The organism is Castellaniella sp. (assembly GCF_034007085.1).
GTDB lineage: Bacteria > Pseudomonadota > Gammaproteobacteria > Burkholderiales > Burkholderiaceae_B > Castellaniella.
Genome location: NZ_JAVERO010000002.1, coordinates 12,765 through 27,169, shown reverse-complemented (window position 1 = coordinate 27,169; position 14,405 = coordinate 12,765). Strand labels below are relative to the sequence as shown.

Sequence of the window (14,405 nt, the reverse complement as noted above, 5' to 3'; positions counted from 1 at the left end):
TGCGACATGGCAGCGGCAGTGATCAACATATAGTGACAGGGCATATTGATTCCCGGGCTCCCTCGGTTACTATGTGCAAATCCGTACAGCAGACCAAGGGAGACCTTTCCATGCGTGGATTCAAACTGATCACTGGCCTGGCCGTCCTGCTGGGCGCCGGCATGCCTCTGGCCCAAGCCGATACCCTGTCCGTGGTCAAGGCACGCGGCGCTGTGCAGTGCGGCGTCACCACCGGCTTTGCCGGGTTCTCGGCGCCGGATGCCAAGGGCGAATGGAAAGGGCTGGACGTGGACATGTGCCGTGCCGTTGCGGCCGCCGTGCTGGGCGATGCGTCCAAGGTCAAGATCGTGCCTCTGAATGCGCAGCAGCGGTTCACTGCCCTGCAGTCGGGTGAAATTGACCTGCTGGCGCGCAACACGACTGTGACGCAGTCCCGCGATACCGCGCTGGGCGCCATTCATGTGGCCATCAACTTCTATGACGGCCAGGGTTTCATGGTGCCCAAGTCCCTGGGCATCGCCTCGGCCCGCGACCTGAATGGGGCCACGGTCTGCATGCAGACCGGCACGTCCAACGAACAGAACATGGCCGACTGGGCGCGTGCGCACAACGTGCAGTACAAGCCGGTCGTGATCGAGCAGTTCAACGAGGTCGTCAACGCGTTCTCGGCGGGCCGCTGCGATGTGTTCACCACCGATGCCTCGGGCCTGGCTTCGATCCGCATTTCCAAGCTGTCCAAGCCTGCCGACTACGTGATCCTGCCGGAAATCATCTCCAAGGAACCCCTTGGGCCTTTCGTGCGGCAAGGTGACGACGCCTGGCTGAACATCGTCAAATGGTCCTTTCACGCCATGGCGGGCGCCGAGGAACTGGGGGTGAGTTCGGCCAACGTCGATGCGCAGCTGAAAAGCGCCGATCCCAACGTGCAGCGCCTGCTGGGCGTGACCGGCAGCGCGGGCAAGAACCTGGGCCTGGACGAACAATGGGCCTACAACATCGTCAAGCAGGTCGGCAACTACGGCGAATCGTTCGAGCGCAATGTGGGCATGGGCAGTCCGCTGCAGATCCAGCGCGGCCAGAACGCGCTCTGGAAGGATGGCGGCCTGCTGTATCCGTTGCCGATCCGCTAATCAGGTTCTTTTTCGGTACACCAGGCTGATGCGCGCGAAGGCCGCCTGGAGTTCCGGCGTGCCGGCCTGGAAGACCACGGGCCGGCCCTTTTGCACGAAGCACACCAGTTTTTTCGAGGCGAACAGCGGAATGAACTTGGTGGACTGGATGTCGGCCCAGGGGACTTCGCGGCGCGTGATCCAGGATTGACGGATCCCCCAGCCGGAGATCTCTGTGACCGAGGTCCACATGTGGACGCTCATCCAGAGCAGGGCGCCGAAGCACACGACGATGCTGGCGATGACCGGCATGGGCAGTGATTCTGCAGGTGCCAGCTGCAGCACGATGACCAGGCGCACGGCGATCATGGCCATGATCACCCAGGCAATGGCTGCGATCCAGCGCGGCCAGGCGCGGCCGCGCAGCGGCAGCGGGCCGATCTGGGCCATGAGCGCCGCATGTTCTTCGGCTGAGGGACGGCCGAAAGGGGACATCAGCACGTCTTTTTCAGGGCCAGTGCGCGACCTGCGCGGCTGGCCGTGGAGCGGCCGATCTGTGCGGAAATCCATTGCCCGATGTCTACGACGGCATCCAGATCGACATCTGTGCGCAGTCCTTGGCCGCGCATCAGGTACAGCACGTCTTCTGTGGCAACGTTGCCGGTCGCGCCCTTGGCGTAGGGGCAGCCGCCCAGCCCGGCGACCGAACTGTGGAAGATGCGCACGCCGCATTCCAGCGCGGCCAGGATATTGGCCAGCGCCTGGCCATAGGTATCGTGGAAATGCCCCGAAACCCGGGTGCCCAGATCGGTGACCTGGCCAACGGCACGCAGCACGCGCCCGACCTGGGCGGCGGTGCCCACGCCGATGGTGTCGGCCACGTCGATTTCGTCGCAGCCCAGCCGCAGCAGGCGTTCGGCGACGTCCACCACAGCAGCGACCGGGGTTTCGCCCTGGTAGGGGCAGCCCAGCGCGCAGCTGATGCTGCCGCGCAGGCGCAGTCCGGCTTCTTTTGCGGCGGCCGCCACGGGTTCAAAGCGGGCGATGGATTCGGCGATGGAGCAGTTGATGTTGCGCTGTGAGAAAGCCTCGCTGGCGGCGCCGAAGATCACGATCTCGTCGGCACGGGCGGCCAGGGCACCTTCGAATCCGCGCAGGTTCGGCACCAGGACGGAATGGATCGTGCCCGCGCGGCGTGTGATCCCGGCCATGACGGCGGCACCGTCGGCCATTTGCGGCACCCATTTGGGGGAAACGAAGGATGCGGCCTCGACATTGGCGAAGCCAGCCGCCGTGAGGCGGTCGACGAGTTCGATCTTGATGGCAGTGTCGACGAACTGCTTTTCATTCTGCAGGCCGTCACGCGGCCCGACTTCGACGATCTTGATGTATTCGGCCATGGGGGTCATCCGGCGAAGTGTTCGAGGCAGGAGAAACAGCCATCATAGCGCAGCCGAGGGCGCACGCCGGTAGCGGCCATCGGCAGTGCGTTCGATCCGCCCGGCGATTTCCAACAGGGTCAGCCGGCTCATCAGGCGGTCGATGGGCCAGTCCAGATCGGCCTGCAGCGTGTCCAGGGCGACCGGGTCCAGGCCGATCCGCCCCAGCAGGGCGCGGGCGTCAGGATCCAGGGCGGAATCTTGGGCGGGTGCCACATCAGGAACAGTGGCAGATTCCGTCGGGGGAACGGGTGTGGTCCCTGTCAGGCCAGGCAACGTGCCCTGCCGGAGTTCCTCGACGATGTCCTGTCCGGATTCGACCAGCTTGGCCCCTTGGCGGATCAGGGCGTGGCAGCCGCGTGACAGGGGCGAATGGATGGAGCCGGGAATGGCAAAGACTTCGCGTCCCAGTTCGCCTGCCAGCCGGGCGGTGATCAGTGAGCCGCTGCGCGCTGCGGCCTCGACCACCAGCACCCCCTGGCTCAGGGCGGCGACGATGCGGTTGCGCTGCGGGAAATGAAACGGCAGCCCCGGCGCGCCGAGGGGAAATTCCGACAGCAGCAGGCCGCAGGCGGCGATGCGATGGGCCAGGGCATGATGCGCGGGGGGGTAGACCCGGTCGACGCCGGTGCCCAGGACGGCCAGGGTGCTGCCGCCCGATTCGCCTGCGTCCAGGGCGCCGGCATGGGCCGCGCCGTCGATGCCGCTGGCCAGCCCGCTGACGATGCACCAGCCCTGCAATGCCAGGTGGCGCGCGAAGGCGTGGGCGTTGCGCTCGCCGTCCGCTGTGGCATGGCGCGCGCCGACGATGGCCAGCATGGGGCGGCGCAGGACGTCCAGCCGGCCGTGGGCGTACAGGATTGGCGGCGGGTCGGTCAGCGCGTACAGGGTGCGTGGGTAGTGGGGGTCGGCCAGGGTCAGCAGGTGATGATCGTCGGCTTGCAGCCAGTCCAGCGTCTGATCGATTGCGGTCTGGATCGAAGATTCTGGGGGCTGGCGCAGACGGGCTGCCAGTGCGGGGTCCAGGTATCGGGCCAGGCTGCCGGTGGTGGCGGCGACGATCTGCTGCGGCAGGCCGAACACCGACAGCAACAGGCGGATCCGGGCCGCGCCAAGTTCGGGTTCGAGGCTCAGGCGAATCCAGGCACGCAGTTCGTCTTCAGCGATGGTCTGTGACATGGGTGCAGTGTGCCATGGATTGCCCGGGTCGCGTGGGCGAGTGTGACGCAAGCAGCATGGCATGACAGTGATTTCCGTCAACCCTGACAGGAGTCGAATCATGTTGCGTCACAAATGGCCCTGGATCCCCGCATCCGAGATTACGCCGGAATCTGTCTGGGCATCACGCCGGTCGTGGATGAGGCAGGTCGGATATGGCACCCGGGTCTTGAGCGCACTGGATGACGGGCTTGGGTGCTGTTCTATGTTCTATGATGGAGGTCTGGCTTTTATCGATTCAGACAATCACCATGGCCCTGCTACCCATTCTCAAGTATCCGGACCCCCGCTTGCACACGGTCGCCGCGCCGGTCCAGCAGGTGGATGACCGTATTCGCCAGCTGGTGCGCGACATGGCCGAAACCATGTATGCGGCACCCGGGGTCGGTCTGGCCGCGACCCAGGTGGATGTCCACGAACGTGTCGTGGTCATCGATGTCTCCGAGGACGGCAACGACCTGCGCGTACTGATCAACCCCGAAATCACCTGGAAAAGCGAGGAACTCCAGGTGTACGAAGAAGGCTGCCTGTCGGTGCCCGGCGTCTATGACGAGGTCGAACGCTCCGCGCGCATCCATGTGCGTGCGCTGGACGAACGCGGCGAACCCTATGAATTCGATGCCGAAGGCCTGCTGGCCGTGTGTGTGCAGCACGAACTCGATCACCTGTTGGGCAAGGTCTTCGTCGAGTACCTGTCCACGCTCAAGCAGAACCGGATCCGCACGCGCCTGCGCAAGCAGCAGCGCGAGGCCCAGCGCGAATCCGCCGGGGCCTGAATGCGCATCGCTTTTGCAGGAACGCCGGAATTCGCCCGGCAGGCCCTGGCCGCACTGATCGAGGCCGGGCACGAAGTCGTGTGCGTCCTGACCCAGCCGGACCGGCCGTCGGGGCGCGGCATGAAGTGTCTGCCCAGCCCTGTCAAACAGGCGGCCATCGACGCTGGCATTCCCGTGCTGCAGCCGCGCAGCCTGCGGCTGGACGGCAAATATCCAGAGGATGCCCAGGGGGCCGAGGCTGCATTGCGGGCCCTGGCGCCGGATGTCATGGTCGTGGCGGCCTATGGCCTGATCCTGCCCCGCTGGGTGCTGGACCTGCCGCGCTGCGGTTGCCTGAACATCCATGCCAGCCTGCTGCCGCGCTGGCGCGGCGCGGCGCCCATCCAGCGGGCGATCGAGGCGGGCGATGCCGCCAGTGGCGTGACCATCATGCAGATGGACGAGGGACTGGACACGGGCGACATGCTGCATCGGGTGGAACGCCCGCTGGCGGCAGACGAGACTGGCGCCAGCCTGCACGACAGGCTGGCGGCTGACGGTGCGCAGGCCATCGTGGATGTCCTGGCGCGGTTGGATGCCGGGGATGCGCCGACGCCGGTCCCCCAGCCAGAGGCGGGGGTGTGCTACGCAGACAAACTGCTGAAATCCGAATCGGCGCTGGATTTTTCCCGTCCTGCGACAGAACTGGCCCGTCGGGTGCGGGCCTTCGATCCGTTTCCCGGCACGACGATGGCATTGCCTGGATTGGATGCGCCGCTCAAGGTCTGGGGCGCGCAGGTGCTGACGAACCAGGCCGGTGCCGGTGGATCGGCGCCGGGCACGATCGTGGGCATGGGGCCGGACGGCATCGATGTGGCAACGGCCGATGGGGTGCTGCGCGTGACGGTGGTGCAGAAACCGGGCGGACGACGTCAGCCGGTGGCCGAATTCATGCGGGCGTATCGCGGCTAGGGTTGTCCTGCCTGCAGGGTTGGCGTTGGCCGGACTCTGGCTGGACGCCTGAGTGTGGCGCCGGATCAGCTGCCGGAGGATTTCTTGCGCGAAGTATCGATGCCGAGCTGTTTGAGCTTGCGGTACAGGTGGGTGCGTTCCAGCCCGGTGCGTTCGGACACCCGTGTCATGCTGTGATTTTCGTGCAGCAGATGGTATTCGAAGTAAATGCGCTCGAATTCGTCGCGGGCCTCGCGCAGGGGCTGGTTCAGTGAGATTTTGCCCAGGTACGAATCGTCGTGGGCCTGGGGGGCGGGTTCTGCGCCCATGGACGGCGGGACGGCAGGCCCGCCTGCCAGCGCCGGCGGTTGGGTAAAGACCGGATCGGCCGGGATCACTGGGCGTTCGGTGCGACTGCGCATGGAAGCCGGGATCACCGGGCGCGCGAGACCGGCAGAGACGGCCTTCAGCAGTTTTTGCAGGGTGATGGGTTTTTCCAGGAAATCGACGGCGCCGATGCGGGTCGCCTCGACAGCGGTGTCCACGGTTGCGTGGCCGCTCATCATGATGACGGGCATGTTCAGCAATCCCTGGCTGGACCATTCCTTGAGCAGACTGACGCCGTCGGTATCGGGCATCCAGATATCCAGCAGCACCAGATCGGGTCGCTGGCGGAGACGGGATTCCCGGGCCTGCGCCGCATTTTCCGCGAGCTCGACCGTGTGGCCTTCGTCGTAGAGAATTTCGGACAGCAGTTCGCGGATGCCGATTTCGTCGTCCACCACCAGAATTCTGGCCATATCACCTCACTTTAAGTTCTGCGTATTATCCTGTGCTTGCCGGGGCGCGTCCAGCCGGGGGGCCTCGTTGGCCAGTCTGGAAAACAGGATCGAAAGACGGGCGCCGCCTTCGGTCCGGTTGGAAATGTCCACTTGGGCTGCATGTTCTTCGATGATCTTCTTGACGATCGCCAGCCCGAGCCCGGTGCCGGTCGGCTTGGTCGTCACGTAGGGCTCGAAGACCCGGTGCAGGACTTCGGGGGCAAAGCCTGGGCCGTTGTCCGAGACGGTCAGCCGGACGCGTGGCTGGCCGGCATCGTCATCCGGGCGGATCAGGCGGGTCTGCACCCGGACTTCGGCCGTGCCGGGCGCGGCATGCTGGCAGGCGGCGTCGCGGGCGTTGGCCAGCAGGTTGTGGATCACTTGACGCAACTGGGCGGGGTCGCCCTGGATGAGGGGCAGGTCGGCGGCCAGCTGGGCATCAAAGCGGGCCGTGCCCTGGGTGGTCGGTGGCAAGGTGGGCTCGGCGGGATCCCAGCCGTACAGCATCAAGACTTCAGTCAGCAGGGCGTTCAGGTCGATGTCCTGCATCTGCGCCGGCGGCGTGCGGGCGTATTCACGGAAATCATCCACCATGCGTTTCAGGGATGCGACCTGGTTGACGATGGTCTGGGTAGACCGGTGCAGCATGGCGGCGTCGTCTGGTGTCAGCCGATCCGCCAGTTTCATGGCCAGTCGCTCGGCCGATAGTTGGATGGGGGTCAGCGGGTTCTTGATCTCGTGGGCCAGTCGGCGGGCGACCTCGCCCCATGCGACGGTACGGCTGGCGGAGATGACCTCGCTGATGTCGTCGAACACCACCAGGTAGCCATCCTCGCGGCCATCCATGATCAGCCGGGTGCCTCGGGCCAGCAGCGTGATGACGTGTTTCTTGCGTTCGTTGTCTGGCGCGGCCTGGAGTTCGATTTCGAACTGCTGCTGCCAGTAGGGGCGTGTGGATTCGACTGCATCGTGGGCAGAGAATGCCTGACGGATCAGGCGCGCGAGCGCCAGGGCGCCGTCTGCGGTTTCCAGCGGGCGGCCCTGCACGGTGCGCAGATCGACGTGCAGGATGGTCTGGGCGCCCTGGTTGAACAGGGTCAGGCGGAAGGCGCGGTCGAACACCAGCACCCCGGAGGACAGGTTGCTGAGCACGGATTCCAGGTACAGATTGCTTTGTTCCAGCTGGCGACGATGGCGGTCCACCATCTGACGGGCTTCGTCCAGCTGGCGTGTCATGGCGTTGAACGATCGCGTCAGCTGGCCGACCTCGTCGCGGGCCGGGGGTTCGGGCAGGGGGCGATAGTCGCCGACCCCGACGGCCTGGGTACCCGAGGCCAGGGTCAGCAGGGGCTGTACCAGGCGCCGCGAGACGGCCAGCGCCACGACCACGGCGGCGAACACGGCCAGTATCAGGGCCAGGGTCAGGGTGATGCCGTAGAGTTTGCGCAGTCCCAGGCGCGACAGGGCCAGTTCCTGATAATCACGGAACCCCTGCTGGACCTGGCTGGCGTTGTGGGCGATGCGTTCCGGCACGGCCTGGATCACTTGCAGCCAGCGCGAATCGCCCCCCAGGCTCATGGGGCTGCCCAGCCGGTCCGATGTGGCCGGCCCCAGCGGGATGATGACGCGCAGGTGCAGAGCATCGTTGGTCGGCCCGTCGCCGTTCGCCACATCGGCTTCGGCCGCCGCGTAGCCCTGGGCCACGCGCAGTTGGTTCATGACGCTGCTGGGGGGCGGGTCCGGCAGCAGCTGGCTGAAGGCGGATGAGGAAAAAGCGATCAGGCGGCCATTGCCGGTAAAGACCATGGCTTCGTCGATTTCGTTCGCGGATCGCAGCGAGGTGAGCAGCGAGGCGATTTCGGCATCGCTGGCGTTCGTGAGCCGCAGGACCATGTTGCGCGCCCGGCCATTGAGCTCGGCAAGTTGCGTGTCCAGCGCTGCGCGGCCAAGGTTCAGGCCGGCTTCCAGGGCGGTGTCCACCCGCACGTTGAACCAGGATTCGATCGAGCGCGACATGAACTGTACTGACAGCACGTAGATCAGCACGCCGGGCAGAATGCCGATCAGGGTGAAGTACAGCGTGAAACGGGCCGTCATCCGGGCGCCGAACTGGCGCCTGCGGATCTGGCGCCACAGCCGGATCGCGAGGATGGCGACCCAGGAGATCAGGGCGATCGCCAGTATGCCGTTGAGCAGCAGCAGTACGTCGTATTGCTGCGCATAGCGCGAGGCATTGCCGGTGGACCAGACCAGCAGGCCCAGCAATGCGATCGCACTGGCGGCGGCGACCCCCAGCGCAGAGCGCAGCGCCCAGCGGATCAGCCGCGGGGTGTTGCGGCGGAGATTGAAAAGGTGAATTCTTTCCATGGGGTCGTCAGTGACCAGGCAGCGCTGTTGAGCGCATCGACCTGGAAGGGGCGGGCCAGGCGGGAAGTATCCAGCCGCAGCCGCAGCCGTCCCTGGTAGGTCTGGTCGGGCGTGAACTGGTCGGCGTTGCCGAGGGGCCAGTCGCGGATATGGCGAACCAGGTCCAGGGCTTCGTCCAGGGATGTGGCCGGCAGGGACAGGTCCCCGGTGCCGACCCGCCACTGGCGGGTCAGGGCGTTGTACTGGATGCGCCAGGTCTGACTGGCCGACAGGACCGTTTTGTTGAACCACCACCAGCGAGGGTGTTCGATGTTCAGGTCGGCTGTGAAGTACAGGGGCAGCCCCTTGCGGGCGGCTTCGTGCAGTTCGCCGCCCAGCGTGAAGTCGATGTCGGCATTCAGCAGCAGCTGTCCCTGGCTGAGCACGGGTTCGATGCGGATGACCTGGCCGTCATCGGCCTGGGCAGCCGCAGGTGCCAGGAACAGAAGGCTGAAGGCCAGGAGAATCAGAAAGCGTGGCATGCGCTGGCGGTGGTGGGACATAGGATCGCGGACAGTCGCAGTATTGTTGACCCAGCGCCAAAGCGCAAGCCGCGCGGCCCTGTCCGGGTCATGCGGGCTTGCGCAGCAGGGCGAAATAGAAGCCGTCGCCGTCGTCCGGGTTGCCGGGCAGGATGTGGCCGGGTGCCGGCATGCGTCGCGCCTCGGGGTGCCGGTCCAGGAAGGCTGCGATCTGCCATTCACCTTCCTGGGGAAAGATCGAGCAGGTGGCGTACAGCAGGTGGCCACCGGGAGCCAGCAGCGGCCACAGCGCATCCACGATGCCGGCCTGGCTTTCTGCCGTGCGGGCCAGATCGTCGGCGCGGCGCAGCCAGCGGATATCGGGATGGCGGCGCACCACGCCGGACGCCGTGCAGGGCACGTCGGCCAGAATGGCTTCGTAGGGCTGGCCGTCCCACCAGTCGCCGGGGCGGGCGGCATCGGCGCATCGCAAGCACACATCGGGGGATTCCAGGCCCAGCCGCTGCAGATTTTCGCCGACGCGGCCCAGGCGCTGGGCATCGCTGTCCAGTGCAGTCAGGCGCAGGGTATGGCGTTCCAGCAGGTGGGCCGTCTTGCCGCCTGGTGCTGCGCAGGCGTCCAGCACGCGCATGCCGTCTTGCAGCGGCAGCAGCCGCGCGGCCTGCTGGGCCGAGAGATCCTGTACCGACCACCAGCCTTCGGTGTAGCCAGGGATGTTGCGCACGGGGCGCGGTGTGCCCAGAATCAGGCCGTCCGCGCCCGCAGGCCGGGCGTCCAGACCCGCAGCATTCAGGCGCGTCTGCAGCGTGTCCCGGTCGATGCGCCGGACATTGGCACGCAGCGCCATGGGCGGCGCCTGATCGGCGGCGGTCAGGATTGTCTGCCAGTCGTCCGGCCAGGCAGTGCGCACCGTGTCGATCCACCAGCCGGGATGGTTCCAGACGGCCTCGGGCGTATCGGCCAGCGCGGCGTTCAGCGCTGCGCGCTCGCGTCCGTAGCGGCGCAGCACGGCATTGATCAGGTTCTTGGCGGGTCGCGTGCGGCGGTCGGCGGCAGCGGCTTCGACCAGCTGGTGGACCAGCGTGTGTGCGGTGTAGATCGGCGTGCCGGGCGGCTGGTCGGCGCCTTCGGCCTGGCGCAGGCTGGCTTCCAGCAGGCTCAGGCCCAGCAGGATCAGGGCCTCGACCAGGCGTTCCGGCGGGCGGCGCGGCACCAGCCGTTCGCGCACAGCGCGGGCATGGCCCAGGCGGCGCATGGCGTGAAAGGACAGGGCCTGGGCGGCGGGGCGCAGCGCAGCGGGGCTCGATTCCAGCGCTTCGGACAGCGACTGGCCGCCCAGTACCGCACGGATGGCACGGGCGGCGGCCAGCAGCTGGTCGGACAGAGCGGGGGAATGTGGCGATTCCGGCACGGAAAGTATCCAGAATGGAGAAATGATGAGTCAGACCCCGGGGACTTTAGCACCGATTGGCTAAAATCAAGGATTCGCTTCGTTCCGGTTCGCCTGGCTGTGGCTGGCCGGGGCGCATGATGTCTTTCCGTCCGCCTGCCACCGAGTATTCCCATGAGCCAATCCCCCCGTGTCGGTTTCGTCAGCCTGGGTTGTCCCAAGGCCCTGGTCGATTCCGAACGCATCCTGACCCAGTTGCGCACCGATGGCTACACCATCAGCCCCGATTACGAGGGGGCCGATGTCGTTGTGGTGAATACCTGTGGTTTCATCGACAGCGCCAAGGCTGAATCCCTGGATGCCATTGGCGAGGCCATCACGGAAAACGGCAAGGTCATCGTCACTGGTTGCCTGGGCGTGGAAGCCGACATGATTCGCAACGTGCACCCGGCCGTGCTGGCGGTCACCGGTCCCCAGCAGTACGAGCAGGTGGTGCGCGCCGTGCATGCCGCTGCGCCCCATGAACGTCCGCACGATCCCTACGTGGACCTGGTGCCGCCCCAGGGCATCCGCCTGACGCCGCGCCACTATGCCTACCTGAAGATCTCCGAAGGCTGCAACCACAACTGCAGTTTCTGCATCATCCCGTCCATGCGCGGGCGGCTGGTCAGCCGGCCGATCGGCGACGTGCTGGGCGAGGCCCGCCGCCTGGTCGATGCGGGGGTGAAAGAACTGCTGGTGATTTCCCAGGACACCAGCGCCTATGGCGTGGACGTCAAATACCGCACAGGTTTCTGGGACGGCCGCCCGGTCAAGACGCAACTGACCGCGCTGGCCAATGCGCTGGGCGAGTTCGGTGTCTGGGTGCGCATGCTCTATGTCTATCCCTACCCCCATGTGGATGAACTGATCCCCCTGATGGCCGCAGGCCGCATCCTGCCGTATCTGGACATTCCCTTCCAGCACGCCAGCCCGCGCATCCTGAAAGCCATGAAGCGCCCCGCCTTCGAGGACCGTACCCTGGCCCGCATCCGCCAGTGGCGCGAGGCCTGTCCGGACTTGACGCTGCGTTCCACTTTCATCGTGGGCTTTCCCGGTGAAACAGAGGAAGACTTCCAGTACCTGCTGGACTGGATGACGGAAGCCCAGCTCGACCGCGTTGGCTGTTTCCAGTATTCGCCAGTCGCAGGCGCGCGCGCCAATGAACTGGCCGATCCCGTGCCCGACGAGGTCAAGGCCGAGCGCTGGGAACGCTTCATGGCGCATCAGCAGGCGATTTCCACGCAGCGGCTGGCGGCCAAGGTCGGCCGCACCCTGATGGTGCTGGTGGACGAGGTGGACACAGAAGGCGGCGCCACGGCGCGTTCCATGGCCGATGCCCCCGAAATCGACGGCAATGTGTTGCTGCGCGATGCGGCGGGCCATGCTCCGGGCGATCTGATCCAGGTCAGGATCGAGGACGCGGACGAATACGATCTGTACGGGGTGCCGGTTTAAGCCGGGTCTTCGGGTTTGCGCGGCACCACGCGCGGGGGCGGTTTGCCGGCTTCCAGGGGCTGGGCGCGCTTGAAGGTGGTCACGGGCAGGTCGCCGAACACGCCGCGCCGTGCGGCGGCGCGCCAGGCGTGGCCATAGGCGACTTCCAGGCTCAGGTGGATCGTGCCGTCGGCGTGGCGGCGGCGTTCCAGGGCGCGGACCAGGCGTTCGCGCCAGGCGCGGCCCGGCAGGCCCGGCCTGCGGCTTGGGTGGGGGTTGCCCCCCAGCGCGCGCACGTCTTCCAGCAGTTTGTCGGCGGTCTTGTAGGTCAGGGTGATGATTTCCTGATCCATGACGGGGTCGGCGAACCCCACTTGCAGCATCAGGTCGCCGAAATCGTGCATGTCCACGAATTCCATGGGTTTCGTGTCGGGGTCGGCTTCGGCCAGGGCCTCGCGCAGTTCGCGGAAGGTGCCGGGTCCCAGGCTGGAATACATCGCCAGCGCGTCATTGCGCAGGATGCGGCGCCATTCCTGCAGCACCAGATGCGGTTCCGGGTGCCAGTGCAGCGCCAGGTTCGACCAGACCAGGTCCAGGCTTTCGTCTGCCAGGCCGGTCTCGGCCAGATCCGCTTGCCGGAAATCCGGTTTTGGCGTGGGTTTGTTGCGCAGCCGGTGCCAGAAGCCAGGCCGGGTCGCGTAGCGGCTGCGTGCCGTGTCCAGCAATGCGCCGCAGGCGTCCAGGCCGATGTAATGCTGGTCGGGATAGCGGGCCCGTAACGGGTCCAGCGCATGGGCCGCACCGCAGCCTGCATCCAGGATATCGTGCGGCGCGATGCGGATATAGCTCAGGCGGCGCAGCATGCGCTGGGCAATTTCCCCGTACAGGAATTGCGGGGCATCCAGGGGCGCGCGCCGGGCGAACTGGCGCGTCACGGCCTGGGGGTCGATGGGCAGTCGGGGCAGCTGTGGCATAAATGATCAAGACTGGCTTCGGGACGCCCCGAAGCGTGCTGTGATAGCGGTTTCCTGTGGAGGGACACGCCATTATGCTGCATCTGCCGCTGAACCGTTGGCGCGACTGGATTCCAGCCGACTGCCCGTGCTGTGGCCGCCGCACGGCCGGCCAGGGCCCATGTCCCGATTGTCAGGCGCGCCTGCGGCCGGATGATGCGCAGCCACGTTGTCCGTGCTGTGCGCATCCGTTGGACGCAGGGCGGTGTCCTGATTGCGATCCGGGGCAGATGGCTTTTGACCGTGTGGTTGCCGCGTTCGATTATGCCGGTTTGGGCCGGGGACTGATTCATGATTACAAGATCCGGCACCGCCTGCCCCTGGCGGGCGTACTGGTGGATCAACTGGAACGGGCGGTGCGTGCGGCGGGGACGCAGGCCGATCCGCCGGACTGGATCGTGCCGGTACCGGCCAGGCGTGCAGCGTTGCGCCAGCGCGGATTCAGTCCGCCCGCCGAGGTGGCCCGCCTGCTGGCGCGCAGGTTGGGACTGCGCTATCGGCTGGATGGTGTGCTGCGGGTCCGTGAAGGCGGCCGGCAAGTGGGGCGGGACCGTGCGTTGCGCCTGCAGGCCCAGGCCGGGTCATTTGCGTGCGGTGTGCCGGGCGGGGTGTGCGGCCAGCGGATCGCGGTGGTGGACGATGTCCTGACCACGGGCGCCACGCTGCAGGCGGTGGCCGCCGTGTTGAAGGACGCGGGCGCCGCCCGGGTCGAAGGCTGGGTCCTGGCCCGGGCGGTGCATGTGCACCACCATGGCGGTGCGCCTGCCGATGGGCGCGCCGTACAATAGGCGCCGCTGGCTCGCTGCCTTGATTCCGATCCATGTTCCACATCGTCCTCGTCGAACCCGAAATTCCACCCAATACCGGCAATGTGATCCGCCTGGCGGCCAATACCGGTGCGTTTCTGCATCTGGTGCGGCCGCTGGGGTTTGCCCTGGATGACGCGCGCATGCGGCGGGCGGGGCTGGATTATCACGAATGGGCGCGTTTGCAGGTGCATGATGGCCTGGATGAGGCGCTGGCGGTGATCGGCGGGGATCCGTCACGGCGTTTTGCGCTGACGACGCGCGGATCGTCACTGATCGGCGGACAGACATTCCAGCCGGGCGACGTGTTCGTATTCGGACGAGAAACCGCCGGCCTGTCGGCTGGACAACTGGCCGTTTTCCCCCTGGCGCAGCGCATCCGCCTGCCCATGCAGCCGGGACAGCGCAGCCTGAACCTGTCCAATGCCGTGGCGGTCACGGTTTTCGAGGCCTGGCGGCAGGCCGGTTACGCGGGCGGTATTTAATTACTGCACGGCAAGGCGAACCAACGAGGCAATTCGACCGAATGCCGGGTCGGA

General features: G+C 66.4%; 14 protein-coding genes. 6 read left to right on the top strand and 8 right to left on the bottom strand.

The features are described 5' to 3' along the window. Positions 1-110: 110 nt before the first annotated feature. On the top strand, positions 111-1,130 hold the full coding sequence (locus RBR29_RS00500; protein ID WP_320346165.1) for an amino acid ABC transporter substrate-binding protein: 1,020 nt from the start codon (positions 111-113) through the stop codon (positions 1,128-1,130). Here the strand turns inward: RBR29_RS00500 and RBR29_RS00495 are convergent, their stop codons facing one another. From RBR29_RS00495 to dprA, 3 genes are read right to left on the bottom strand one after another with little or no spacing between them, the layout of a single operon-like run. Continuing rightward, on the bottom strand, positions 1,131-1,604 hold the full coding sequence (locus RBR29_RS00495; RefSeq protein WP_320346217.1) for a hypothetical protein: 474 nt from the start codon (positions 1,602-1,604) through the stop codon (positions 1,131-1,133). Continuing rightward, complete coding sequence (locus RBR29_RS00490; protein WP_320346163.1) at positions 1,604-2,518, bottom strand: hydroxymethylglutaryl-CoA lyase; 915 nt, start codon at positions 2,516-2,518, stop codon at positions 1,604-1,606. The genes RBR29_RS00495 and RBR29_RS00490 overlap by 1 nt, the downstream gene beginning before the upstream one ends. A 33-nt stretch (positions 2,519-2,551) precedes the next feature. Continuing rightward, entirely contained in the window at positions 2,552-3,727 is a 1,176-nt protein-coding gene (gene dprA, locus RBR29_RS00485; protein ID WP_320346161.1) for a DNA-processing protein DprA, read from the bottom strand. 290 nt (positions 3,728-4,017) lie between these two features. Here dprA and def point away from each other — a divergent pair, with 290 nt between their 5' ends. Beyond that, positions 4,018-4,542: a peptide deformylase gene (gene def / locus RBR29_RS00480; RefSeq protein ID WP_320346159.1), complete on the top strand. Its 525-nt coding sequence runs from the start codon at positions 4,018-4,020 to the stop codon at positions 4,540-4,542. Then, positions 4,543-5,493, top strand: a complete 951-nt coding sequence (gene fmt / locus RBR29_RS00475; RefSeq protein ID WP_320346157.1) for a methionyl-tRNA formyltransferase — start codon at positions 4,543-4,545, stop codon at positions 5,491-5,493. 65 nt (positions 5,494-5,558) lie between these two features. Here fmt and RBR29_RS00470 read toward each other — a convergent pair whose 3' ends face one another. The 4 genes from RBR29_RS00470 to rsmB all read right to left on the bottom strand — a co-directional run bounded on the left by RBR29_RS00470 (position 5,559) and on the right by rsmB (position 10,592). Next, positions 5,559-6,272: a response regulator gene (locus tag RBR29_RS00470; protein ID WP_320346156.1), complete on the bottom strand. Its 714-nt coding sequence runs from the start codon at positions 6,270-6,272 to the stop codon at positions 5,559-5,561. A 6-nt stretch (positions 6,273-6,278) separates the two neighbouring features. Then, entirely contained in the window at positions 6,279-8,612 is a 2,334-nt protein-coding gene (locus tag RBR29_RS00465; RefSeq protein WP_320346215.1) for an ATP-binding protein, read from the bottom strand. Beyond that, positions 8,612-9,181 (bottom strand): DUF4390 domain-containing protein, encoded by a 570-nt coding sequence (locus RBR29_RS00460; RefSeq protein WP_320346154.1) that lies wholly within the window; start codon positions 9,179-9,181, stop codon positions 8,612-8,614. Before RBR29_RS00460 ends, RBR29_RS00465 begins: the two co-directional genes overlap by 1 nt. An 88-nt stretch (positions 9,182-9,269) precedes the next feature. Next, the gene (rsmB, locus tag RBR29_RS00455; protein ID WP_320346152.1) at positions 9,270-10,592 is read right to left on the bottom strand and encodes a 16S rRNA (cytosine(967)-C(5))-methyltransferase RsmB; all 1,323 of its coding nucleotides are present in this window, start codon (positions 10,590-10,592) and stop codon (positions 9,270-9,272) included. 153 nt (positions 10,593-10,745) lie between these two features. Between rsmB and rimO the strand changes: the two genes are divergently transcribed. Beyond that, positions 10,746-12,068 carry a 30S ribosomal protein S12 methylthiotransferase RimO gene (rimO, locus tag RBR29_RS00450; RefSeq protein WP_320346150.1) on the top strand — a complete coding sequence of 441 codons (1,323 nt, stop codon included), beginning with the start codon at positions 10,746-10,748 and terminating at the stop codon, positions 12,066-12,068. Here rimO and RBR29_RS00445 read toward each other — a convergent pair. After that, a complete protein-coding gene (locus RBR29_RS00445) occupies positions 12,065-13,021 on the bottom strand; it encodes a methyltransferase domain-containing protein (RefSeq protein ID WP_320346148.1) in 957 nt (318 codons plus the stop codon). The genes rimO and RBR29_RS00445 overlap by 4 nt on opposite strands. Positions 13,022-13,290: 269 nt before the next feature. On the opposite strand from RBR29_RS00445, the gene RBR29_RS00440 reads away from it, so the two are divergent. Beyond that, positions 13,291-13,848 carry a phosphoribosyltransferase family protein gene (locus tag RBR29_RS00440; RefSeq protein ID WP_320346146.1) on the top strand — a complete coding sequence of 186 codons (558 nt, stop codon included), beginning with the start codon at positions 13,291-13,293 and terminating at the stop codon, positions 13,846-13,848. Positions 13,849-13,880: 32 nt separating this feature from the next. Next, positions 13,881-14,351, top strand: coding sequence for a tRNA (cytidine(34)-2'-O)-methyltransferase (locus RBR29_RS00435; RefSeq protein WP_320346144.1), 471 nt, complete (start codon positions 13,881-13,883; stop codon positions 14,349-14,351). Positions 14,352-14,405 lie beyond the last annotated feature (54 nt).

Bases quoted from the DNA above. Each gene is read 5' to 3' on its own strand.
- RBR29_RS00445 (WP_320346148.1), bottom strand. From the start codon at position 13,021: ATGCCACAGCTGCCCCGACTGCCCATCGACCCCCAGGCCGTGACGCGC.
- RBR29_RS00440 (WP_320346146.1), top strand. From the start codon at position 13,291: ATGGCTTTTGACCGTGTGGTTGCCGCGTTCGATTATGCCGGTTTGGGC.
- fmt (WP_320346157.1), top strand. From the start codon at position 4,543: ATGCGCATCGCTTTTGCAGGAACGCCGGAATTCGCCCGGCAGGCCCTG.
- dprA (WP_320346161.1), bottom strand. From the start codon at position 3,727: ATGTCACAGACCATCGCTGAAGACGAACTGCGTGCCTGGATTCGCCTG.
- RBR29_RS00500 (WP_320346165.1), top strand. From the start codon at position 111: ATGCGTGGATTCAAACTGATCACTGGCCTGGCCGTCCTGCTGGGCGCC.
- RBR29_RS00470 (WP_320346156.1), bottom strand. From the start codon at position 6,272: ATGGCCAGAATTCTGGTGGTGGACGACGAAATCGGCATCCGCGAACTG.
- RBR29_RS00460 (WP_320346154.1), bottom strand. From the start codon at position 9,181: ATGCCACGCTTTCTGATTCTCCTGGCCTTCAGCCTTCTGTTCCTGGCA.
- RBR29_RS00490 (WP_320346163.1), bottom strand. From the start codon at position 2,518: ATGACCCCCATGGCCGAATACATCAAGATCGTCGAAGTCGGGCCGCGT.
- RBR29_RS00495 (WP_320346217.1), bottom strand. From the start codon at position 1,604: ATGTCCCCTTTCGGCCGTCCCTCAGCCGAAGAACATGCGGCGCTCATG.
- RBR29_RS00435 (WP_320346144.1), top strand. From the start codon at position 13,881: ATGTTCCACATCGTCCTCGTCGAACCCGAAATTCCACCCAATACCGGC.
- def (WP_320346159.1), top strand. From the start codon at position 4,018: ATGGCCCTGCTACCCATTCTCAAGTATCCGGACCCCCGCTTGCACACG.
- rimO (WP_320346150.1), top strand. From the start codon at position 10,746: ATGAGCCAATCCCCCCGTGTCGGTTTCGTCAGCCTGGGTTGTCCCAAG.